Annotated in this window: 26 protein-coding genes; 10 read left to right on the top strand and 16 right to left on the bottom strand. The window is 69.8% G+C overall.

The window, feature by feature from the left end; translation table 11 throughout:
• Window positions 1-59: 59 nt before the first annotated feature.
• The 3 genes from KBY65_RS02450 to KBY65_RS02440 are packed head-to-tail and all read left to right on the top strand — an operon-like array spanning window position 60 to window position 1,439.
• The gene (locus KBY65_RS02450) at window positions 60-698 is read left to right on the top strand and encodes an SOS response-associated peptidase (protein ID WP_094560185.1); all 639 of its coding nucleotides are present in this window, start codon (window positions 60-62) and stop codon (window positions 696-698) included.
• Window positions 695-940, top strand: coding sequence for a Nif11-like leader peptide family RiPP precursor (locus tag KBY65_RS02445; protein WP_254988617.1), 246 nt, complete (start codon window positions 695-697; stop codon window positions 938-940). The genes KBY65_RS02450 and KBY65_RS02445 overlap by 4 nt, the downstream gene beginning before the upstream one ends.
• A gap of 7 nt (window positions 941-947) precedes the next feature.
• Entirely contained in the window at window positions 948-1,439 is a 492-nt protein-coding gene (locus KBY65_RS02440) for a DUF427 domain-containing protein (RefSeq protein WP_094560244.1), read from the top strand.
• Here the strand turns inward: KBY65_RS02440 and KBY65_RS02435 are convergent.
• The 6 genes from KBY65_RS02435 to KBY65_RS02410 form a co-directional block, all read right to left on the bottom strand.
• Window positions 1,405-2,454: a mechanosensitive ion channel family protein gene (locus KBY65_RS02435; protein ID WP_255000411.1), complete on the bottom strand. Its 1,050-nt coding sequence runs from the start codon at window positions 2,452-2,454 to the stop codon at window positions 1,405-1,407. The genes KBY65_RS02440 and KBY65_RS02435 overlap by 35 nt on opposite strands.
• A gap of 5 nt (window positions 2,455-2,459) precedes the next feature.
• A complete protein-coding gene (gene ribD, locus KBY65_RS02430; RefSeq protein WP_255000409.1) occupies window positions 2,460-3,548 on the bottom strand; it encodes a bifunctional diaminohydroxyphosphoribosylaminopyrimidine deaminase/5-amino-6-(5-phosphoribosylamino)uracil reductase RibD in 1,089 nt (362 codons plus the stop codon).
• A gap of 101 nt (window positions 3,549-3,649) precedes the next feature.
• Window positions 3,650-3,880: a hypothetical protein gene (locus KBY65_RS02425; RefSeq protein ID WP_254988621.1), complete on the bottom strand. Its 231-nt coding sequence runs from the start codon at window positions 3,878-3,880 to the stop codon at window positions 3,650-3,652.
• Window positions 3,881-4,400: 520 nt separating this feature from the next.
• Window positions 4,401-4,901: a DUF3122 domain-containing protein gene (locus tag KBY65_RS02420; RefSeq protein ID WP_255000407.1), complete on the bottom strand. Its 501-nt coding sequence runs from the start codon at window positions 4,899-4,901 to the stop codon at window positions 4,401-4,403.
• Entirely contained in the window at window positions 4,898-7,405 is a 2,508-nt protein-coding gene (locus KBY65_RS02415) for a GH116 family glycosyl hydrolase (protein WP_255000405.1), read from the bottom strand. Before KBY65_RS02415 ends, KBY65_RS02420 begins: the two co-directional genes overlap by 4 nt.
• A gap of 27 nt (window positions 7,406-7,432) precedes the next feature.
• Entirely contained in the window at window positions 7,433-7,705 is a 273-nt protein-coding gene (locus KBY65_RS02410) for a hypothetical protein (RefSeq protein ID WP_255000404.1), read from the bottom strand.
• A gap of 41 nt (window positions 7,706-7,746) precedes the next feature.
• Here KBY65_RS02410 and cbiE point away from each other — a divergent pair, with 41 nt between their 5' ends.
• Window positions 7,747-9,060, top strand: coding sequence for a precorrin-6y C5,15-methyltransferase (decarboxylating) subunit CbiE (gene cbiE, locus KBY65_RS02405; protein ID WP_255000403.1), 1,314 nt, complete (start codon window positions 7,747-7,749; stop codon window positions 9,058-9,060).
• Here cbiE and KBY65_RS02400 read toward each other — a convergent pair.
• The 4 genes from KBY65_RS02400 to pheS all read right to left on the bottom strand — a co-directional run bounded on the left by KBY65_RS02400 (window position 8,990) and on the right by pheS (window position 12,165).
• Complete coding sequence (locus KBY65_RS02400) at window positions 8,990-9,490, bottom strand: DUF192 domain-containing protein (protein WP_255000401.1); 501 nt, start codon at window positions 9,488-9,490, stop codon at window positions 8,990-8,992. The genes cbiE and KBY65_RS02400 overlap by 71 nt on opposite strands.
• Window positions 9,490-10,176 carry a winged-helix domain-containing protein gene (locus KBY65_RS02395; RefSeq protein WP_255000399.1) on the bottom strand — a complete coding sequence of 229 codons (687 nt, stop codon included), beginning with the start codon at window positions 10,174-10,176 and terminating at the stop codon, window positions 9,490-9,492. Before KBY65_RS02395 ends, KBY65_RS02400 begins: the two co-directional genes overlap by 1 nt.
• Entirely contained in the window at window positions 10,173-11,090 is a 918-nt protein-coding gene (locus KBY65_RS02390) for an NAD(+) kinase (protein ID WP_255000398.1), read from the bottom strand. Before KBY65_RS02390 ends, KBY65_RS02395 begins: the two co-directional genes overlap by 4 nt.
• A 67-nt stretch (window positions 11,091-11,157) precedes the next feature.
• A complete protein-coding gene (gene pheS, locus KBY65_RS02385) occupies window positions 11,158-12,165 on the bottom strand; it encodes a phenylalanine--tRNA ligase subunit alpha (protein WP_094560196.1) in 1,008 nt (335 codons plus the stop codon).
• An 84-nt stretch (window positions 12,166-12,249) separates the two neighbouring features.
• Here pheS and surE point away from each other — a divergent pair, with 84 nt between their 5' ends.
• Window positions 12,250-13,035, top strand: coding sequence for a 5'/3'-nucleotidase SurE (gene surE / locus KBY65_RS02380; protein ID WP_094560246.1), 786 nt, complete (start codon window positions 12,250-12,252; stop codon window positions 13,033-13,035).
• Window positions 13,036-13,056: 21 nt separating this feature from the next.
• Here the strand turns inward: surE and KBY65_RS02375 are convergent, their stop codons facing one another.
• Window positions 13,057-13,638, bottom strand: a complete 582-nt coding sequence (locus KBY65_RS02375) for a DUF3611 family protein (protein WP_094560197.1) — start codon at window positions 13,636-13,638, stop codon at window positions 13,057-13,059.
• Between the two features lie 81 nt (window positions 13,639-13,719).
• Between KBY65_RS02375 and KBY65_RS02370 the strand changes: the two genes are divergently transcribed.
• The 5 genes from KBY65_RS02370 to KBY65_RS02350 all read left to right on the top strand — a co-directional run bounded on the left by KBY65_RS02370 (window position 13,720) and on the right by KBY65_RS02350 (window position 17,412).
• A complete protein-coding gene (locus KBY65_RS02370) occupies window positions 13,720-14,694 on the top strand; it encodes a bifunctional riboflavin kinase/FAD synthetase (RefSeq protein WP_255000396.1) in 975 nt (324 codons plus the stop codon).
• Window positions 14,695-14,770: 76 nt separating this feature from the next.
• On the top strand, window positions 14,771-15,910 hold the full coding sequence (locus KBY65_RS02365) for a thiamine phosphate synthase (RefSeq protein ID WP_255000394.1): 1,140 nt from the start codon (window positions 14,771-14,773) through the stop codon (window positions 15,908-15,910).
• Window positions 15,907-16,113, top strand: a complete 207-nt coding sequence (thiS, locus tag KBY65_RS02360) for a sulfur carrier protein ThiS (protein WP_255000393.1) — start codon at window positions 15,907-15,909, stop codon at window positions 16,111-16,113. Before KBY65_RS02365 ends, thiS begins: the two co-directional genes overlap by 4 nt.
• Before the next feature lie 25 nt (window positions 16,114-16,138).
• Window positions 16,139-17,137 carry a DUF1517 domain-containing protein gene (locus KBY65_RS02355; protein WP_409996610.1) on the top strand — a complete coding sequence of 333 codons (999 nt, stop codon included), beginning with the start codon at window positions 16,139-16,141 and terminating at the stop codon, window positions 17,135-17,137.
• A 116-nt stretch (window positions 17,138-17,253) separates the two neighbouring features.
• Window positions 17,254-17,412, top strand: coding sequence for a hypothetical protein (locus KBY65_RS02350; RefSeq protein ID WP_254988628.1), 159 nt, complete (start codon window positions 17,254-17,256; stop codon window positions 17,410-17,412).
• Here the strand turns inward: KBY65_RS02350 and larB are convergent.
• The 5 genes from larB to KBY65_RS02325 are packed head-to-tail and all read right to left on the bottom strand — an operon-like array spanning window position 17,387 to window position 20,261.
• Complete coding sequence (larB, locus tag KBY65_RS02345; protein ID WP_254988629.1) at window positions 17,387-18,073, bottom strand: nickel pincer cofactor biosynthesis protein LarB; 687 nt, start codon at window positions 18,071-18,073, stop codon at window positions 17,387-17,389. The genes KBY65_RS02350 and larB overlap by 26 nt on opposite strands.
• Window positions 18,070-18,909 carry a methyltransferase domain-containing protein gene (locus KBY65_RS02340; protein ID WP_094560202.1) on the bottom strand — a complete coding sequence of 280 codons (840 nt, stop codon included), beginning with the start codon at window positions 18,907-18,909 and terminating at the stop codon, window positions 18,070-18,072. Before KBY65_RS02340 ends, larB begins: the two co-directional genes overlap by 4 nt.
• Window positions 18,906-19,334 carry a TIGR03792 family protein gene (locus tag KBY65_RS02335; protein WP_255000390.1) on the bottom strand — a complete coding sequence of 143 codons (429 nt, stop codon included), beginning with the start codon at window positions 19,332-19,334 and terminating at the stop codon, window positions 18,906-18,908. The genes KBY65_RS02340 and KBY65_RS02335 overlap by 4 nt, the downstream gene beginning before the upstream one ends.
• Entirely contained in the window at window positions 19,331-19,816 is a 486-nt protein-coding gene (ispF, locus tag KBY65_RS02330; protein WP_094560203.1) for a 2-C-methyl-D-erythritol 2,4-cyclodiphosphate synthase, read from the bottom strand. Before ispF ends, KBY65_RS02335 begins: the two co-directional genes overlap by 4 nt.
• Before the next feature lie 19 nt (window positions 19,817-19,835).
• Window positions 19,836-20,261, bottom strand: a complete 426-nt coding sequence (locus tag KBY65_RS02325; RefSeq protein WP_255000388.1) for an NfeD family protein — start codon at window positions 20,259-20,261, stop codon at window positions 19,836-19,838.
• Window positions 20,262-20,317 lie beyond the last annotated feature (56 nt).

Below are 20,317 nucleotides of genomic sequence, written 5' to 3'. Positions count from 1 at the left end.
CGAGCCAAGGTTGGGAGAACCGAACGCGCCCCCCCAGTCCTCAAGTCGCCTATTGCTGCATGTGTGGTCGCTTTTCGCTCGGCGCCGATCTCGCCCGCCTGCTGCCGCAGCTGCAGGGCCCCCTGCCGCCGGGGCTGGCGGCCCACTACGCCCCCCGGGCCGAGGTGCGCCCGGGCGAACCGCTGTTGATCCAGCGTCAGGAGCACGGCCAGCTGCAGGTTGCCCTGGCCCTGTGGGGGCTGCTGCCCGAGTGGGTCAAGGACCCGGCCACCGCCCACCGGTCTGTGCATGCCCGCGCCGAGACCGTGGCGCTCAAGCCCAGTTTTCGCGGCGCCTGGCGCCATCGCCGCTGCCTGATCCCCGCCGATGCTTTCTGGGAACAGGGCCGTTGGATCCGCCGGCGCGACGGCAAGTTGTTCTGGCTGGCCGGCCTCTGGGACCGTTGGATCGGCCCGGATGGCAGCGAGCTGGAGAGTTGCTGCGTGCTCACCAGTGCCCCCAACACCCTGCTGGCGCCGATCCACCGGCGCATGCCGGTGGTGATTCCCACCGGGCTGGAGGAGGCCTGGCTGGCGGTCGCTGACGGCCCCGGCCTGAGAGCCCTGGAGCCGCTGCTGCTCCCCTGGGATCCCGCTGGCTGGCTAGCCGATGGCCCGCCGTCGTGGCTAGACCAGCCCCAGTTGGAGCTGAATCTGTGAGCCTCGAGCAACTGGACGCCTTCCTGGCCGCTGCCCGGCAGACGCCCGACCTGGCGGCCCAGCTGGCGGAGCCCCTGGAGTTGCCGGCCTTCCTGGAGCTGGCCCGCGGCGCCGGCTATGCGCTTGAGGAGGCTGATGTGATCGCCGCGCAGCAGCGGCAGGAGGCCAGCCTCAGCGATGCGGAGCTGCAGGAGCGGGCCGGAGCGGAAGGCCGGCGGTTGCGCAATTTCATCCATGCCTGAGCCCGCCATGGCGGCAGCCGTTGAGCGGGTGTGCGACTACCCCCGGCCGCCAGCCCTGGTGGAGAGCGCTGCCCATGTGCGGGTGGAGGCCCTGGGCCAGCTGCTGGCGGAGAGCCATCGCATGTTGCGGGTGCTGGAAACCTTCCATCCCCCCACCATCTACCTGCCGCCCGAAAGTGTGCGGCTAGAGCTGTTGCAGCCCAGCGCCGGCACCAGCTTCTGCGAGTGGAAGGGGGTGGCCCATTACTGCGATGTGGTGGTCGATTCGGGCAGTCCGGCCGAGCGCCGCCTACGCCGGGCAGTGTGGACCTACCCCGAGCCCACCCCCGCCTTCGCGGCGCTGGCGGGTTGGTTTGCTGTGTATCCAGCCCTGATGGATGGCTGCTGGCTCGATGGCGAGCGGGTCGTGCCCCAGCCGGGCGGTTTCTACGGCGGCTGGATCACCTCCGCGGTGGTGGGGCCCTTCAAGGGGGATCCGCTGCATCCGCAGTTGAGGTAGGGCCATCGTTTGAGATCACCGTGCGGGTGGGGAAGGGCATGGCGGCCCCGGCCTGCTCCACCACCTCGCCGATCAACAGCAACACCTGCTGCCTCAGGGCCCAGGCTGCTTGCAGGTCGCCGCTGGCGCCGAAGCACAGCAGTCGCAATAGCAGGCCCGAGTCGCCGTAGTCGACGAAGTGCACCAGCCGGTCCCTGACCCGGTCAATCCCAGTCAGGGTCTCAAGCCGCTCCCCCAGGGTGTGGATGATGGCCTCGATGCGGCCGCGGTCGGCGTAGCGGAGTCCGAATTCGATCCAGATGCGGCGGTTGTCGATCTGGGCCAGGTTTTGCAATGCCTGGCTGGTGAAGATGCCGTTGGGGATGTAAATCCGCTGGCGGTCGGGATCACGCAGCTCGGTGTAAAACCAGCCCACCTTCTCCACCGTGCCCAGCAGGTTGAGCGCCGGCAGGTTGATCGTGTCGCCGAGAGTGAAGGGCCGGTTGATGTAGAGGCTCAAGCCGCTGAGGCCGTTTTCCACGATCGTGCGGGCACCGAAGCCCAGGGCCGCGGCGCCGAAGCCCCCGGCGGTGATCAACACCCCTGCCGACACCCCCAGCAGCTCGAGTGCCTTGAACAGCACCACCAGCAGGGCAGCGCTGCAGAACAGCTTGTCGAGCACGTCGAACAGGAAGAGCTGGTCTTTGGGGGCGAGGTGCGGCAGCAGCTGAGCGGCGTAGTGCTCATCGCGCTGCTTGAGTTCTCGGCGCCAGCGCAGCAGGGTCCACACCACGCCGATGCTGAGCAGCAGATCGCGCACCTGCAGGCCCTGATCCGGCCCCGCCAGCCACCAGCCCACACTGCTGAGCAAGACTGTTCCGGCCAGGCTGAGCCGACCGTTGAGCAGCAGGGCGCGAACCAGGGAGCCGCTGCGGCAGCGCCGGCCAAGCCGATCCAGCAGCAGCCACACGACCAGGGCCAGCACCGCCCCCGCCAGGGGGAGCTGCAGCGCGAAGGGCAGGTTGGTGGTGGGCATGGCGCTCAAGGGAAGGAGGGGGCTGGGGGTTCGGGGGTTGGGGTGGTGAGCCGCCAGAGCAGATCGGGGCCGAGGGCCAGGGGGGGGTGGGCAGGCCAGGCCGGCACCTCGGCCATGGCGCTGTAACCCAGCTCGCCCAGGGGTGTACGGGCCGGCTCGCCGCCCATCAGTTTCGGGGCGATCACGGCGGCCACCTCCTGCACGCAGCCGTCGCGCACGGCCGCGGCGGCCAGCTCCGGCCCGCATTCCCACAGCACCTGGTTGCAGCCGCGGGCCGCCAGGGCCTCCAGCAGGGCCCGGGGACTGCAGAGCTCCAGTTCCAGCCGGGGTACGCCCTGCTGATCGAGGGCGGCGCAGGCCTGCGGCGGTGCCTCGGGGCCATGGGCCACCAGGGTGGGCGCGGCGGCCTGGCTCCAGAGCTGGGCGTTGGCCGGCAGATCCAAGCTGCGGCTGAGCACCACCCGCAGGGGTTCGGGATCGCGCCGTCCGCGGCTGGTGAGCAGGGGGTCGTCGGCGCGCACCGTGCCGCCCCCCACGATCACCGCATCACACTGGCTCCGCAGCCGGTGCACCCACTGCCGTGCCTCCGGGCCGCTGATCCATTGGCTGGCGCCGTTGCTGAGGGCGGTGCGGCCGTCGGCACCCATGGCCCATTTGAGCAGTCCCAGGGGGCGGCCCGTGGCGACGCGATGGCAGAAGGCGCGGTTGAGGGCGCGGGCTTCCGTCTCGGCCACCCCGGTGATCACCGCGATGCCGGCGGCCCGCAGTTGGGCCAGGCCGCCGCCGGCCACCTGGGGGTTGGGATCGGCCATGGCCACCACCACCCGGGCCAGCCCCGCGGCGATTACGGCGCCTGTGCAGGGGGGCGTGCGGCCGTGGTGGCAGCAGGGCTCCAGGGTGACCACCAGCGTGCCGCCGCGGGCCCGCTCGCCCGCCTGAACCAGGGCGCCCACCTCGGCGTGGGCGTCACCAGCCCGGGCGTGGTAGCCCTCCCCCACCAACGCTCCGTTGGCATCGAGCACCACCGCACCCACCAAAGGGTTGGGGCTGGTGCGGCCGGTGCCGAGGGCCGCCAGCTGCAGGGCTCGCTGCATCCAGGGGCGCCAGGGGCTGGGTTCGGGGCTGGATAAGGGGGGTGGCACTGAAGAAGGTGTGGAAGAGCAACAAAGCGAGTGGAGAAAAACTAAAAGAGATATCAGTCGTCCCTGAGGGATGTTTGATCCATCCGTTGTTTCCCTGAATTCATCATTTCCGTGTAAGACAGGGCCCTGGGGCGTTCCTGATCCAAGGAGATCGTCTTCAGAGAAATCGTCTTCAGAGAAATCGTCCTCTGATCCTCGCCTTGACTCCGAGCCTTTCCGGCCAGGAGTTTTGCAGCCATCCAGCCGATGGTCAACGAAAAAGCCAGGCCAATTGTTATGCTCATGGCTGCATGATGGCGTGGAAACGCAGCGCTGCAATCTCTGTTTGTTCGCGTCTGAGCAGAAAGGTGATTCACGGGTTGTCTGGCGTCACTGCGCCGATGCCGGAGGCCTTATCTCGTCTGCAGCTGGTGCAGTGGGCAGCGGGGGAGGATTTTGAAGGGGCATAGAGGCCGGGGCAGGCAGAGATGGAGCGCCGGGAGACTGAGACTGCGGACTCTGGGTGCTATTTCCGCGGTCTTTGAGCTCTTTTTGCAACGTCTCAATTAAAAGCCGCTGATCTTTTATTTGCCCATCCATTCCATCAAAGTATCTCACGGCAGCAACGGCGGCAACCGCAATGGTTGTCAGGCTTGCAACAACCGCGATGCTCTTGGAAAAGCTAACCATGATGCCGTCCTCGTGCGCAATTGTTTCGTGATTCTATCTTGATCAATTCAGCTGTGCCCTGTGGCTCAGTGCCCCGCCCTGATTGATACTCGTTGCGTTGCAGAGGGGCTGTCGTTGGCAATCCTGACTTGCTGGCTAAGCCATCGGCAGGCTGCGCCATTCCGCCACGACAAATGGCGGCACCGGCAGTTCCACAAACACTCCCGGCAGCACCAGGCGCAGGGGCCGGTCCTGCTTCAGGTCGGCCAGCAGCGGGGCCAGGTCGAATTCGGCGGCGGCGGCGCGGCCGTCTCCGGCCAGCTGGGGATTGGCCAGGGTCACATCGGCCAGCTCCCAGCGGAAGCGACCGCTCTGCACCTGCAGGGCCGTGGGGTGGTCGAGGCGCACCTTGCCGGGGTAGCCGACGATCCGCAGCTTCAGGGGCCCGCCGGGAGGGCCTTCGCGGTAGGCCACCACCTGCCAGCTCTGGTAGTCGAGGTCGCGCAGGCTTTCGAGGCTGCGCACCACCGGGGTGCCGTTCTCGTCGTTGTGGGCATGCACCAGGGACTGGGCGGCGGGGGGTAGGCCCAGCCAGAGGGTGGCGGCCAAAAGAGGGGCCAACAGAGGGGCCAGCAGCAGGGCAAGCAGGCGCTTCATGGCTGGCGCTCCGCCCCGGGGATCGCTTGCCAGTTGGTGTGGGTGGCCCACAGGGCCCAGATCGCCATCGCCCGCAGGTAATGGCAGGCCCGGAAGGTGTTGACCCCGGTGATGGCTTCCGGAGTGCGGAACTGCAGGCCGCCGCTGTACACCTGCTCGACCACGGCAGCGGTGATGGCGAAGGCGGTGTCGGTTTCGCCCATCAGGCGGTAGTAGGCCGCCAGGCCGAAGTTGATGCCGGTCCACACCTCCAGCGGGTGGGTGCCGTTGGGATCGAGGGGCGTGCCGTCGCGGCGTAGGCCGTTGGCCACGCCGAGCGTGCCGCCCTGGAAGCCCTCGAAGCAGGCCTCCTTCACGGCCCGCAGCGCACTCTGGGCCCGGTCGGTGGCGACCACCGGCGGCAGACCCAGCAGCCGGGCGTAGAAATCACCGCAGAGCTGGTCGGCCATCACCACGGGCGTGCCGCTCTCGGCGTCGATGTTGTAGTACTCGCCGTTCCACAGCAGTGGGTCGAAGTTGGCCCGGCTCTGCTCCAGCCAGCTGCCGAATTCGCGCTGCTCGCCGCTCGTGTCGAGCCCCAGCTCCAACTGCAGCTGCTGGGCCATCGCCAGGGCGGCTTCCAGGGCTGCGATCCAGAGGGCGCCGCAGTAGGCGCTCACGCCCTTCAGCGGCCAGTCGTCGAAGGTCTGGTCGGGGGCGCCGCCGTTGTCGGGTAGGCCGTCGTTGTTGGCATCGAAGCCCTTCAGATACCGCAGGGCCTGCACCGCCGCCGGCCAGCAGGACGCCAGAAAGCTGAGGTCTTCGCCGCTTGGGGCCAGCTTGAAGGTGCGCCACACCTGCAGCACGTAGTCGCTGGCCAAGTCCTTCCAGAGGTTGCAGTCTTGATAGGCGGTGTAATTGGTGGCTTCAAACGGCCGCTCGTTGGGGGCGCCCAGATCGTGCGGTGTGGCGCCGGCCACCTTGCGGGGGGCCTCCACCCGGCCCTTGCCCTGGGTGAAATACCAGCCGATCGGCCGGGGAGTGGCATCGGCGGCCGGGATGGCGCGGGCGAAGCTGCGCAGCACGGCCTTGTCGAGCTCGGGCCAGAGCTGCAGCAGGGCAAACGAGCCGTAGAGCCGCACGTCGAGGCTTTCGTACCAGGCGTAGTCGAGGCACTCCAACACCCCAAACTGACCCACCGGATCGCCGCTGCTGGCGGCGGTCCAGAGACTGCCGCCGCTGGCCAGGTCGTAGAGCTCGTTAAACAGCGCCATGCGCAGAGCGTCGGGCAGATCCGTGCGCTCCAGCACCGGCCGTTGCCACGCCTCGATCTGGGCGCGCCAATCGCGCCAGTCGCGCAGGGCCTCGGCGGCGATGGCAGCGGCGCTGCCGGCCTTTCCGCCAAAAAAGTCGGTGTAGCGGCGCAGGGCCCGGGTGCCGGTGGCGAAGGCCGTGACCGGCAGGTCCCAGCTGATCACCAGGGGGATCTCGATGCTGGCGCCGGGCTCCAGCTGGCACCTCACCGCCAGGGCGGCGCTGCTGGGGTCGCCCTCGCTGCTGCGGCGGTCGTTGTTGCTGTCGGGGATCGAGCCATCGCGCGCGAAGGGCTCCCATAGCTCGGCGCCGCTGCCGTGGGGGTTCCAGCGGCTGCAGCGCTGCACCTCCAGGTGATCAGGGGCCGCCAGGCACCACTGCCCCTCCCCTTCCCCGATCGGCGTGGAGCGATCACCCTCCAGCAGCACGCCGCGCAGGTTCTCCCCATCCACCCAGCGGTTGCGCTGGCCCTTGCTGAGGCCGATCGCCGGCACGTAGTTGTGCTCTGGGCTGCCGTCGTCGCGAAACTGGACTGCTGCCGTGGGATCGGTGTTGCTGAACCAGCCGGTGGTGTTGCGCCAGCTCAGCAGCAGCGAGAGGTCGAGGGGGCGGTCGCTGGGGTTGCTCAGCGTCCAGACGAACACCGCCACCGGGTAGCTGGTGCGCTGGTAGTCGCCGGGCAGGATCGGACTGAAGGCCTCACAGCTCACCTCGGCCTGAAACACGCCTTCGTAGCTGGTGCTGCTGAGGGGGTAGCGGGCGGCGTAGGTGCCGGTGGGTTGCTCAGGGGTGCTGGCGGGGTACCAGCTCCAGGCGCTGAGGGGCTCGCCGCCCTCGGGGCGGGAGGCATCGGCCGCCGGCTTCACCGCCAGGGCGTGGGCACGGCTCTGGGTCCCGTCGCTTTCAAACAGAGCGAACTGGCAGTCGGGCAGCGTGCCAAACCAATGCTCGCCGCCGTCGAGGTGCCAGAGGTTGAAGCTGCCGTCAGGGGCTCGGCCGATGCAGCCGGCACCGAAGCCCCCCAGGGGCATGCCGTGGTTGGGGCCGTCATCGAGGTTGCTGGCGTAGCGCACCGTGTAGGGCTGCTGCCAGCCCAGGCCGAACGGGCGGCTCCAGCTGGCGGCGGGTGCGGTCCACCTGCTGGTGCTCGTCCGGCGGCCCCCCTTCCCTTGGAGCAGGGAGGTCAGGGCGGAGAGGCCGAAGCGCGCCATGGGGCCAGAAAAGGTGCGCCCAGCTTGTCAGAGGTCGTTGGCTGGGGGCTGGAAGCCGCCCTGCACCTCCTGATCCACCAGGGCATCGAGGGTGACGGCGGAGCGCACCAGGGCCTGGTAGCGCTGCACCACCCGGCGGTTGCGCTCGATCCAGTTGCCGGGATCGCCGCTGGGCAGGCCCGTGCCATCGCCGGCCAGCAGCTCCAGGTCGCCCTGCTGGGCCAGCAGGGCGAGCACGAGGTCGTGGATGCGCTGGCGGCGGTCGTTCATGGCCAGGCCGAAGGGCACTCGGCTGAGCATCATGGCTCCAGTAACCGTGAAGCGCCCTGGCGCAGCAGGCTGTGTTGGAGGTGATCGGCACCGATGCCAGTGGCTTGGCCGCTCTGGCTCCCCGGGCCCTGGAGCTGGTGCGCCGGGCACGGCTGGTGGTGGCGCCGGCGCGGCTGCTGGGGCCGTTGGAGCCTTGGTGGCACGCGGAGCAGGCGGCCGGGCGCATCGCCCAGGAGCAACCCTGCCCGGCGCTGCTGGCCAGCGACCGGCCGGATCAGATCGTCGGCCCCTTGGAGCAGGCCCTGGCCAGCGGCGAGCCGGCGGTGCTGCTGGCCAGCGGTGATCCGCTCTGGTTTGGCATCGGCCGGTTGTTGCTGCAGCGCTTCCCGGCGGCCCAGCTGCGCTTTCATCCGGCCCCCAGCTCGCTGCAGCTGGCCTTCGCCCGGATCGGCCGCCCTTGGCAGGACGCCAGCTGGATCAGCCTGCATGGTCGCGACCCGGAGCCCCTGGCCGCCGCCTTGCAGAAAAGGCCCGCCGCCCTGGCGGTGCTCACCGATCCGAGCCGGGGCGGGGCCGAGGAGGTGCGGCGGATCCTGGCGGCCTCAGGGCTGGAGGCTGCCTATGCCGTTTGGCTGTGCGAGCGGCTGGGGCATCCCGAGGAGCGGGTGCAGCGGCTCGCCCCGCAGGCGGCGCTGCCCGCCGCAGTCGATCCCCTGCACCTGGTGCTGTTGATCGCCGAGCCGCCGGCGCCCCCCGCCGATCCGGCGGCTCTGCCCTTGTTCGGCCTCGACGATGGCTTGTTTCTCCAGCACGACGACCGCCCGGGCCTGATGACCAAGCGGGAGGTGCGCATCCAGCTGCTGGCCGATCTGGAGCTGCCCGAGCGCGGCGTGCTGTGGGACATCGGCGCCGGTGTGGGCTCGGTGGGCCTGGAGGCCCTGCGGCTGCGGCCTGGCCTGGCGGGCTGGTTGTTGGAGGCGCGGGGCGGTTCGGCGGCGCTGATCGCCGCCAATGCCGAACGGCTGGGGGTGCGGCCAGCGGGGATCCACGAGGGCCGGGCGCCCGACGCCCTGTCGGCGCTGCCCGATCCGGATCGGGTGCTGCTTGGCGGTGGTGGCCGCGAGCGGGCGGCCGTGCTGGCGGCGGTGCTGCAGCGGCTGCGGCCTGGCGGCGTGGTGGTGATCCCCCTGGCCACCGTGGAGGCCCTGGCGGAGCTGCGGCCCCTGCTGGAGCAGGCAGGCTGCCGGGTGGCGGTGGGCCAGCATCAGGCCTGGCGGGGGGCGCCCTTGGCCGACGGCACCCGCCTGGCGCCGCTCAATCCTGTGCTGGTGTTGAAGGGGAGGCTTTCCCAAGCGGCTCAATCCGCACCGGGCTGCCCACCGTGATCCCCAGGGCTTCGGCCTGGCCGGCGGCCAGTTCGAGCACGCCGTCCACCGCTTGGTCGGGGCCGTAGCTGCGGCAGGGCAGCTGAAGGCAGGGTTGGGTGTTGGCCTCGATCGCCACCACCCGGTTGCCTTGCACAAACAGCATGTCGAGGGGTTCGGGGGTGCGGTGCATCCAGAACCGCGCCAGCGAGGGCGGGCTGTAGGGGAACCACATGCCCCGCAGGGGCGGCAGGGGCGGCCGCAGCTGCAGGCCCTTGCTCTGTTTCTCGGGGGTGTCGGCCACCTCCAGGGCGATGCAGCGTTGGGGATGCAGCGGGGCCAGGCACCACTGGGCCGTGATCGGTAGCCATTGGGGCGGGGGCGTGAAGCCGCTCAGCAGCAGGGCCAGGGCCGCCTGCCCGCACCAGCGCAGCTGGGAACGGACACCCATCAGCTGCGCGCCTCCAGCGGGGGCAAGCGCTCGCTGAGGCAGTAGCCCTGGCCGCGGATCGTGTGGATCAGCCGCCGCTCGCCGCCCTCCTCCAGCTTCTGGCGCAGATAGCGCACGTACACCTCAATCACGTTGCTGGTGGTGGCCTGATCGTCGTTCCACACCTGGCGCAGGATCAGCTCGCGGCCCACCACCGTGCCCTTGCGCTCCAGCAGCAGGAGCAGCAGTTGGTATTCCCGCGCCGTTAGGCCCACAGGCCGGGGGCCGCGTTTCACCTGGCGCGTGCTGGGGTTCACCACCAGATCGCCCACCTGCAGCAACTGGGCCGGCACGTTGGTGCGACGGGTCAGATCCAGGTGCAGTCGCAACCGCATCAGCAGGTCGCTGGGGCCGAGGCTCGAGAGCCAGAAGTCGTCGGCACCCGAGCTGAGGCAATGGATGCGGGCCTCCACCGTGTCGTTGCCCACGTCGAGCAGCAGCGGAATGGTGCCCCACTGCGCCCGCAATGCGCCGATCCGCCCGGCCTCTCCTGCCGACAGCAGCACGGCATCGGGGCTGGCAGCCGAGCCCTGGCCAGCGCCGATCCCAAGCTGGGCTTCGCTGCTGCAGGCGTAGCCCGAGGCTTCCAGTCGGGCCGCCAGCGCCTCGGCTTCCGGGCCCACCAGCAGGATCAGGGCTTCGCTCATGCTGCGGTGCCGTTGCCGGGCTTGGCCACGTGGGGCAGGCCCCAGCCCAGTTTGTTGCGTAGCACCTGGAAAAACTCATGGTCGGCCAGGCGCACAAAGCGCACCGGCTGCTCACTGCGGCGCACCAGCACCCGGTCTTCCGGCCAGATGTAGCAACCGGCGCTGCCGTCCACCACCATCATCAGCCGCTCCGGTGTGGCCGGAAACACCGTCACCGGCTCCCGGTCGCTGAACACCAGGGCCCGCGAGGCCAGGGAGTGGGGTGCGATCGGCGTGAGCTGCAGCACCGGGCAATCCGGCGTGATCACCGGGCCACCGGCGCTGAGGGCATAGGCGGTGGAGCCGGTGGGGGTGGAGAGGATCACGCCGTCGGCGGCGATGTCCACCGGGGCGTGACGGCCCACGGCGATCTCGAAATGGCACATCGAGGTGAGCGGCTCGCGGTGCAGGGCCATCTCGTTGAGGCACAGCACCTCCCAGCGCCGCTGGTCGCCGCGCATCACGCTGACGATTAAGGATGTGCGCTCCTCCACCGTCCATTCGCCGCTGAGCACCTGGTCGAGGGCCGTTTCCAGCTGGTGCAGGTAGGCCTCGGCCAGAAAACCCAGATGGCCGGTGTTGACCGTGAGAATCGGCACGCCAACGGGCGCGGTCTGGCGGGCGGCCGAAAGCACGGTGCCGTCGCCGCCGAGCACCACCGCCAGGCTGAGGTCGCGATCGAAGCCCGCCGGCACGCAGGCCGTGTAGCCACGGGTGCGCAGGTGCTGGTCGGGGTTGGCGAAGCCCACCATGCCACCGGAGCTGCTCACCCGCACCACGCCATAGCCCGCCGCCGTGAAGCGCGCCTCAATGGCATCGGCGGTGGCCAGGGCCAGGTCCTTGCCGTCATTCACGATCAGTCCGACGCGGGGCACCGATCGGGGGCGCGGAGGGCAGTCTGAGTTTATGGGGGGGCTGGTTGGATGGGCCTTGGCGGTCTGCTCAGAACTGCTCCAGAAAGCGCAGATCGCTGGTGTAGAGGCGGCGGATGTCGTCGATGCCGTGGCGCACCATGCAGAACCGTTCCACCCCAAGGCCAGCGGCAAAGCCGCTCCAGCGCTCGGGATCGAGGCCCATGCCCGTGAGCACGGCGGGGTCGACCATGCCGCAACCCATCACCTCCAGCCAGCGGCCGCGCCACTGCACATCCACCTCGGCGCTGGGCTCGGTGAAGGGGAAGTAGCTGGCGCGGAAGCGCACCGGCAGATCGCCGAAGAACTGCTGCAGGAAGGCGGTCACCGTGCCGCGCAGGTGGCTGAAATCCAGGCCCTCATCGATGGCCAGCACCTCCACCTGGTGGAACACCGGCGAGTGGGTGGCATCCACCGCGTCGCGGCGATACACCCGGCCCGGGGCGATCACCCGCACCGGCGGCGGGTTGTTTTCCAGATAGCGGATCTGCACGGGCGAGGTGTGGGTGCGCAGCAGCCGGCCGTCCTCCAGGTAGAAGGTGTCCTGCATGTCCCGGGCCGGATGGTGCTCCGGGATGTTGAGGGCGGTGAAGTTGTAGTAGTCGCTTTCGATCTCGGGGCCTTCTGACACCCGATAGCCGAGCCCGGCAAAGATGTCGGTGATCTCCTCGATCGTGCTGATCAGCGGGTGGCGGTGGCCCGGCGGCGTGTAGCTGCAGGGGGCTGTGACGTCGAGGGTTTCGCGGGCAATGCGCTCAGCCATGGCGGCGCTTTTAACAGCGGTCAGGCGCTCGCCCAGCAGAGCCTGCACCTGCTCCTTGAGCACATTGGCCCGCTGGCCGATCAGCGGTCGCTCGTCGCCGGGCAATTTGCCCATCGCCCCGAGCACCCCCGACAGACGCCCTTTCTTGCCCAGCAACCCCACCCGCAGCTCCTCGAGCTCAGCGGCGGTGCTGGCCGCGGAGATCTCTGCCGCGGCCTGGGTTTCCAGCTCCTGGAGCTGGTTGGTGAGCTGCTGCAGGGACACGGTGGCGCTCACGGCTGAGGCGGAGGGAGTGCCGACTGTAAGGAGCCGCCCCAGACCCAACCCCAGTACCGTTGCAGCGAGATGGCGCTGGGCCTGATGGCACCACTCAGGATCCTGATCAGCAACGACGACGGGGTCTTCGCTGAGGGCATCCGCACCCTGGCCAATGCGGCCCTGGCCCGCGGCCACCAGGTGAGTGTGGTGTGTCCGGATCAGGAGCGCTCCGCCACAGGCCATGGCCTCACCCTGCACACCCCCATCCGGGCGGAGCGGGCCGATGAGCTGTTTGACGATGGAGTCCAGGCCTGGGCCTGCAGCGGCACCCCCTCCGACTGCGTCAAGCTGGCGCTCTTCTCCCTGCTCGAGGAGTGGCCGGATCTGGTGCTCTCCGGCATCAACCACGGCCCCAACCTGGGCACCGATGTGCTCTATTCCGGCACGGTGAGCGCGGCGATGGAGGGCACGATCGAGGGCCTGCCCGCCCTGGCGGTGAGCAGTGCCGACTTCCAATGGCGCCAGTTTGCGCCGGCAGCAAGCTTGGCCCTCGATGTGGCCGAGCGGATGCTGGCCGAGGGCTGGCCGGAGCGCATGCTGCTCAACCTCAATGTGCCGCCCCGGCCGGCGGAAGCGATCGGGCCGCTGCGCTGGTGCCGTGCGGCGGTGCGCCGCTACACCGATCAATTTGAGCAGCGGGTGGATCCCCGCGGGCACACCTACTACTGGCTGGCTGGCGAGGTCGTCAACGACCTGGAGGCCGAGGTGTCCGGGCCGGCGGCCTGGCCCACCGACGTGGCCCAGATCAACGGCGGCGGTGCCTCGCTGACACCGCTGCAACCCGACATCTTCTGGCGCGGCGCCACCCGTGACCTGCCCGAGCCGTGAACGATCAGGTTGAGCGGTCGATCAGGCTGATCGGTAAATCCGTTGCAGCATCCACAGGCTGATCCATAGCCCGATCAGGTGGGCAAACAGCACCTGGGTGTTGCCCAGCACCGAAAGCATCTCGATCGAGGTGATCGGCAGCCCCACCAGTCGTCCAGCCGTGCCAGGGGCCGACTGGATCTGCGCCCCGAAGAAGCCCGGCACCTGCTGGGAGGCCTGCACGAACAGGCTGCCCGCGAGCGACTGATAGCCCAACACCGCCAGGGTGAGTCCAACCAGGTCGGCGAACACGCCGCGTTTGATCAGCCGGGCCGTTTCGCCCTTGCTGGGGTGCACGGGGCTGGCCAAGGCCCGTCCGCAGCGCACCACCAGCCAGCTCTGCCAGATGCACCAGAGCAGCAGCAGGAAGGCCAGGGTGGTGAGCGAAATGCCCGGCCCCAGGCCCAGGGCCCGGGCCGAATTGGCGGCAAGGCGACCGCCGATGTTGTTGAACAGCTGCACGCCCACCACCACAACACCCAGCACCACCTGGGCCCAGAAGCGCACCCAGCCCATGCGCCGCAGCGCTGCGGCAATCAGCTGCAGGTCGAGGCGGTCAGCCATTCAGCCATCGCGAGAACAACAGGTCCCAAAGGTGCCATGGGAAGATCGCTTTGGCTCCTGTTGCCTTTGGGTTCCGTAGCGTTGATACCCCTGCGATCACCCCAGGAGGCGCGGCGGCCCACGGCCATTGCCCTCGGCAGCTTCGACGGCCTGCATCAGGGACACCGCCGCGTGATCGCGGCCGTCACCGGAGCTGCGGGCGGGGCGACGCCGACGGTGGTCAGCTTCTGGCCCCATCCGCGCGAGGTGCTGTACGGCGAGCCGCGACTGCGGCTGGATCTGCCCGCCGAGAAGCTGCATCTGCTCGAACCCCTCGGCATTGAGCAGCTGGTGCTGGTGCCTTTCACCCGCGAGCTGGCGGCCCTCAGCCCCGAGGCGTTCGTGGAGCAGGTGCTGGTGGGCCAGCTGGGGGCCCAGCGCGTTGCCGTGGGTGACAACTTCCGCTTCGGGGCCGGCCGCAGTGGCGACAGCCACACGCTGGCAGCGATCGGCCAGCGCCACGGCATCGACGTGCAGGTGCTGCCGATGCTCTGGGACGGCCAGGAGCGGGTGAGCAGCAGCCGCATCCGCCGGGCCCTGGCGGCGGGGGATGTGGCCGAGGCCCGGCGGCTGCTGGAGCGGCCCTATCGCTTCAGCGGCCGGGTGGTGCGGGGCCGGGGGTTGGGTCAGGAGCTCGGCTGGCCCACCGCCAACCTGCAGGTGGACGGGCGCAAGTTTCTCCCCCTCGAGGGGGTGTATGCCGCTGCGGCAACGGTGGCCGGTGGGCCGCTGCTGCCGGCCGTGATGAACCTCGGCCCCCAGCCCACCGTCGATCCGATGGCGCCCTCGGCAGTGGAGGTGCACCTGCTGGATCGCCGCCTGGAGCTCGACGGCCTGGAGCTGGTGGTGGAGCCGCTCCAGCTGCTGCGCCGCCAGCAGACCTTCGCCAGCTTCGAGGCGTTGAGTGCCCAGATCGCCCGCGATGCCGACGAGGCCCGGGCCCTAACCGCCGGGATAGGCGTGGGTCAGGCCCCAGCCGATGAAGGTGGCGATCCCGCCGAGCAGCAGAATCCCTGAAATCAGCACCAGCATCGGGCTGTCGGAGTTGCCTTTGTCCACTCCGCCCGGCTCGCCTGCCATTGGCCCCTGCGCGATGGACCCCACCCTAAACAGCATGGCCAGCGAGGGTCTGGATGACCCAGCTCGCGATCGCTTGATCGACCCAGCTCGCGATCGCTTGATCGACCCAGCTCGCGATCGCTTGATCGACGCCAACCTCGATCGAGCCCGAGAGGGGTTGCGGGTGCTGGAGGACTGGGCCCGTTTCGGCCTGGATCGACGCGACCTGGTGGTGCGCACCAAGGACATGCGCCAGCGGCTGGGCCGGTTGCACCGGGATGCCTACAAATTTGCGCGCCACACAGCCACCGACCCGGCCGCGGGGCTCGGCCATCCGGCCCAGGCGGAGCGCCGCAGCCCCAGCGCCGTGGTTGGTGCCAACGCCGGTCGGGTGCAGGAGGCGCTGCGGGTGCTGGAGGAGTTTGGCCGCAGCAGCGATCCGGAGCTGGCGGAGGAGGCCTCCACCCTGCGCTACCTGCTCTACGACCTGGAAGTGGATCTGCTGCAGGCCTGTCGTCTGGCGGCCACGGGCGGGGAGGGGCGCCGCGAGGCCCTGGCCCACTGCCGCTTGTATCTGGTTACCTCGCCGGTGGCCGATCTGGAGGGCGTGGTGGCCGCGGCCCTCGGGGCCGGGGTGCGCCTGGTGCAATACCGCGCCAAGGAGGCTGCTGGTCTCGACGACCTGCAGAAGCTTGGCCAGGCCCGCGCCCTGCGCCAGCTGTGCGCGGCCCACGGCGCCCTGTTTCTGGTCAACGACCGGATCGACATCGCTCTGGCGGTGGAAGCCGATGGGGTGCATCTGGGCCAGGGGGATCTGCCGCCGGTGGTGGCGCGCCAGCTGCTGGGGCCCGATCGCCTGATCGGCCGCAGCACCCATGCCCTCGCGCAGCTGCAGCAGGCGGTGACCGATGGCTGCGACTACGTGGGCGTCGGGCCGGTGCACGCCACGCCCACCAAGCCGGGCCGGGAGCCGGTGGGCCTTGACTACGTGCGCCAGGCCGCGGCGGCCAGCCCGATCCCCTTCTTCGCCATCGGCGGGGTGGAGGCCAGCAACCTGGCGGCGGTGCGGGCGGCCGGTGCCGATCGGGTGGCGGTGGTGCGGGCCATCACCGAAGCCGTTGATCCGGCTGCCGCCACGGCCGCGCTGCTGCAGGCCCTGGAGGGTTGCCCATGATCACCTTGCAGGTGAATGGCGAACTGCGCCAGTGCTCAGCAGGCCTGAGCCTGGAGCAGGTGCTCGCCGAACTGGGCTACCAGCCCCGGCTGGTGGTGGTGGAGTTCAACGGCGCGATCCTGCTCCGGCAGGCCTGGCCCTCCCAGCCGGTGATGGAATCCGATGTGCTGGAGGTGGTCACCATCGTGGGTGGCGGTTCCTAGATTTCAACCACTTGCTTGCGGAGCCTTGGCGCTTCCGACCCGTCCGACCTTCGGACCCAGCCTGAGCCTGCGGCGCTGTGTCAGTTGGCTGGCCGTGCCGGTGCTGGCGCTCACCCTGCTGCTTGCCCATCCAAGCCCCAGCTGGGCGGCCAGCGGCGGCCGGATTGGTGGCGGCAGCTTCCGTTCGGCCCCCTCGATGCCCCGCAGCTACGGCGGCGGTGGCTATGGCGGGGGATATCGAGGTGGCTACAGCGGCGGCTATCGCGGTGGTTATGGCGGCGGTGGAATTGGCTTTCCCTTCCTGATCCCGATCTTTGGCTTCGGCGGCGGTGGGCTGTTCGGCTTCCTGGTGCTGATGGGCGTGGTGGGTCTGCTGCTCAATGCCGTGCGCGGTGGTGGTGGTGGTCAGGGCCCCGCCCTTGGCAGCGGCCGCGGCGGCGATCTGATTGGCGCGGGACGCCCCGATGGACCGGTCACGATCAGCCAGCTGCAGGTGGGGCTGCTCGCTTCGGCGCGCCAGCTGCAAACCGACCTGCGTCGGTTGGCCGGCAGCGCCGACACCAGCCATGCGGCCGGGCTCCAGGCACTGCTCCAGGAGAGCACCCTGGCCCTGCTGCGCCACCCCGACCTCTGGGTGTACGCCAACGGTGAAGTGGGCCAGGTGCCCTTCGTCAGTGCGGAAGCCACCTTCAACCGTCTGTCGATGGCCGAACGCAGCAAGTTGCAGCGTGAGGTGACCAGCAATGTCGGCGGTCAGCGCTACAGCGATGCCGCCGTCGCGGCGGGCGACAGCGATGCCAGCAGTGATTTCATCGCCGTGACCCTGCTGGTGGCCACCCGCAACCGGATCAACCTCAAGGGTGCGGGCAGCGCCGACCAGCTGCGTGAATCGCTGCAGCAGCTCGGGGCGGTGGGCTCTGCGGACCTGCTTGCGATCGAGTTGATCTGGCAGCCGGAAGGGGCCGGCGAAGTGCTCAGCACCGAAGAGCTGCTCACCGCCTACCCCCAGCTGCAGCACCTCTAGCCCTGGGGGAGCAGCAGTCCTGGGGCGAGTCGCAAACGGCCCGAGGAGATTGGTCCCCAGGCCCTTGCGGTCACCTTGTGGGCTTTCCACACTGCGCTTCACTGCCGGTTGCACCGATGGGTCGTCGCGCGCTGTCCTGGGCGAACACTCCCGTGCTGCTGCAGGCGATTGAACGCTACGAGCAGGGACGGCTGCCCCGATCGATGCAGCTTTGGCTGCAGACCCTGCTGGAAATCGAGGAGTCCGCCCCTACCCCCTTGCGCCCCGGCTGCTGAGGATGCGCACAGCGGCCATGGCGGCCCCGTAGCCGTTGTCGATGTTGACCACCGAGAGCCCTGGGGCGCAGCTGGCCAGCATGCCGTGCAGGGCAGCCACCCCACCGGCGCTCACCCCGTAGCCCACCGCCACCGGCACGCCGATCACCGGCTGGGGCAGCAGCCCGGCCAGCACCGTGGGCAGCGCTCCTTCCATGCCAGCGCAGGCGATCAGCACATCCGCGCCGCGCAGCTCCTCGAGCCGATCCAGCAGGCGATGCAGCCCGGCCACGCCCACGTCGAGCACCAGCTCGGCGGCGATCCCATGGCAGTGCAGGGCCAGCTGGGCCTCGGCCGCCACCGGCAGGTCGCTGGTGCCGCCGCTCAGCACCACCACCCGGCCGCGGCGGGGATCTGGATCCGGCAGGGGGCCGGCCGTGAGGCAGCGGGCCTGGCCGTGGTGCTGGAGTGCCAGCTGCGGCAGCAGCGCCTGCGGCAGCTGGGTGGCCACGGCTTCCGCTTTCTCCGGGGAGATGCGGGTGGCCAGGGCCAGCTCCCCGGCGTCGTGCAGGGCCTCAAGGATCCGCGCGATCTGCTCAGCGCTTTTGTGTTCCCCCCAGATCGCCTCCACCATGCCCAGCCGCTGGCGGCGGCCGAGATCCAGCCGGTGCTCGGCGCTCATGGCCGCTCCCACACCATCTCCACCAGCGCTGGCGTCACCCAAAGGCTGGCGTGGCGCTGCCCCCAGGCCAGTTCGGCTTCCAGGCCGGCCTGCTCGGCGGCGCTCCAGCGGCCGGCGGCGATCAGCTGGGCGGGATAGCTGCTGAGGAAATCAAGCAGCCACTGGGTTTTGGGGTGGTCGCTGGGGGAGCAGGCCATCAGGCTGGAGCTGTGCAGCAGCCGGAAGCCGCGGGCCTCGAGCAGGGCCGGTAGGCGCTGGGCCACGTCGGGATCGCCGCCATGGTCGCGCCAGTGTTGGATGCAGCGCTCCACAAAGCGGGCTAGGGCGCTGCCGCCCGGATGGAGCGCGAAGGTGTTCCACTGCACGTATTCGTGCAGCACCAGCCGGCCGCCGGGGCGCAACGCCTGGCTCACCAGATCCAGCAGGGGCTCAAGCCGGGGTAGAAACATCGCCACCCAGCGACACCAGGCCCCGTCCCAGCTGTCCCCCTCCAAAGCCAGGGGTGGCGACCCGTTGGAGGAGGCCAGGTCGTGTTGCAGGGTGCGCAGCTGGGGCATGGCCTTCTGCTGCAACTGCTGCTGCAGGTGCGCCAGGTAGGCCGGGGCGCTGTCGATGGCCAGCACCTGGCCGGCCGGCCCCACCCGCTCGGCCAGCTCGCAGCTGGCGAAGCCGGGGCCGCAGCCCAGATCGAGCAGCCGCTGACCCGGCCCGAAGCCAGCCCGGTCCCAGGAGCTCAGCATCGCGTCGCGCCAGATCGCATGCTGGCGCGCCAGCCGTTCCCGCTCGATGGCGTGGCTGCCGAGCACATAGGAGGCTCCCCTGGTGGCGGCGCTCATGGCGGCAGCAGTTCCCCTTCAAACACCAGCGGGAAGGGATTGCCCTGCTGCGCACCGGTGGCCTGGCGGGCCAGCTGCTCGAAGCGTTCCTGCACCGCCTCCAAGTCATGGTTGGGGATCGCTTTCCACTGGTCGCGGCTGGCCCAGCGGATCAGCAGGGTGCCCTCCTCGGTGGCGGGGTCCCAGAGCAGCTGGCGATCAAGGAAGCCATCCTGCTGGGCCAACCAAGGCTCCCAGCTGCCCTGTTCAGCGTCGATCCAGGCCTGGCGGGCTTCGGCTGGCACCTTCAGCCGCAGATGTTCCACCACAGCAACCTCAAAACCGCCATCGGGCCGATCCTGCTCGGCGATCGCCACATCGGCATGACCGGCCAGCAGCATCGCCAGGCACAGGGCAACGGCCAGCAACCTAGCCAGAACGCTCATGGCTGCTGCAACAGGGCCACGGCATGGCAGGAGATCCCCTCCTCACGCCCCTCGGCCCCGAGCCGCTCGTTGGTGGTGGCTTTCACCCCCACCTGCTCGGGCTCCAGGCCCATCCGGCTGGCAATGGCGCTGCGCATGGCCTCGATGTGGGGCTTGAGCTTGGGCCGCTCGGCCACGACCACGCTGTCGATGTTCACCACACTCCAGCCCCGTTCCATCACCAGGGCCACCACTTGTTCCAGCAGCTCCAGGCTGTCGGCCCCTTTCCACTGGGGATCGTCGGGCGGGAAGTATTTGCCGATGTCACCCAGCGACAGGGCCCCCAGCAGGGCGTCCATGATCGCGTGCACCAGCACGTCGGCATCGCTGTGGCCATCGAGGCCCAGGCCATCCGGGTGCTCCAGCGGTTGCCCCCCCAGGATCAGCGCCCGACCCGGCACCAGGCGATGGATGTCGTAGCCGTTGCCGATGCGGAATTGCATCTGCCCCTGATGTCTGCTCTCAGTCTCCCCCAGGCCCCATCACCTGCAGCTGGTTGCCGTCACGGCCCATCACGGTGACGTAGCTGCCCGGTGGCAGGGGGTGGGAGCCCTTGAGGTTGACGGCGCTCCAGCTCTGGCCTTGCCAGCGCACCCGACCCGTATCGCTCTCGGCAAAGCCGCTGATCACCTCGGCCGTCTCTGCAAGCGGCAGGCTGCGGTGGCGTTGCCGCCGCGACCAGCGCCGCAGGCCCAGCACCCCCAGGCCCGTGAGCCCCAGCAGCAGTCCCAGCTGCAGCCCTGGTGGCAGGGGCCACCAGGCCGTGGCCACCGACAGCCCCAGGGCTGCCACCGCGGCGGGCAGCAGCCCCTCGACATCCGCGCCCGCCAGGCCCAGCACCAGCAGACCGGCGGCCAGCAGCAGCCAGAGGAGGGGCATGGGGGCCATGGGGTGCGGGCGCGGGCGGTTCGTTGTGCCCATGCTGACTAGCGTTGGGATTCCTA

This window comes from Cyanobium sp. Alchichica 3B3-8F6, assembly GCF_024346435.1.
GTDB lineage: Bacteria > Cyanobacteriota > Cyanobacteriia > PCC-6307 > Cyanobiaceae > Cyanobium_A.
This window is presented reverse-complemented; position numbering and strand designations above follow the sequence as displayed.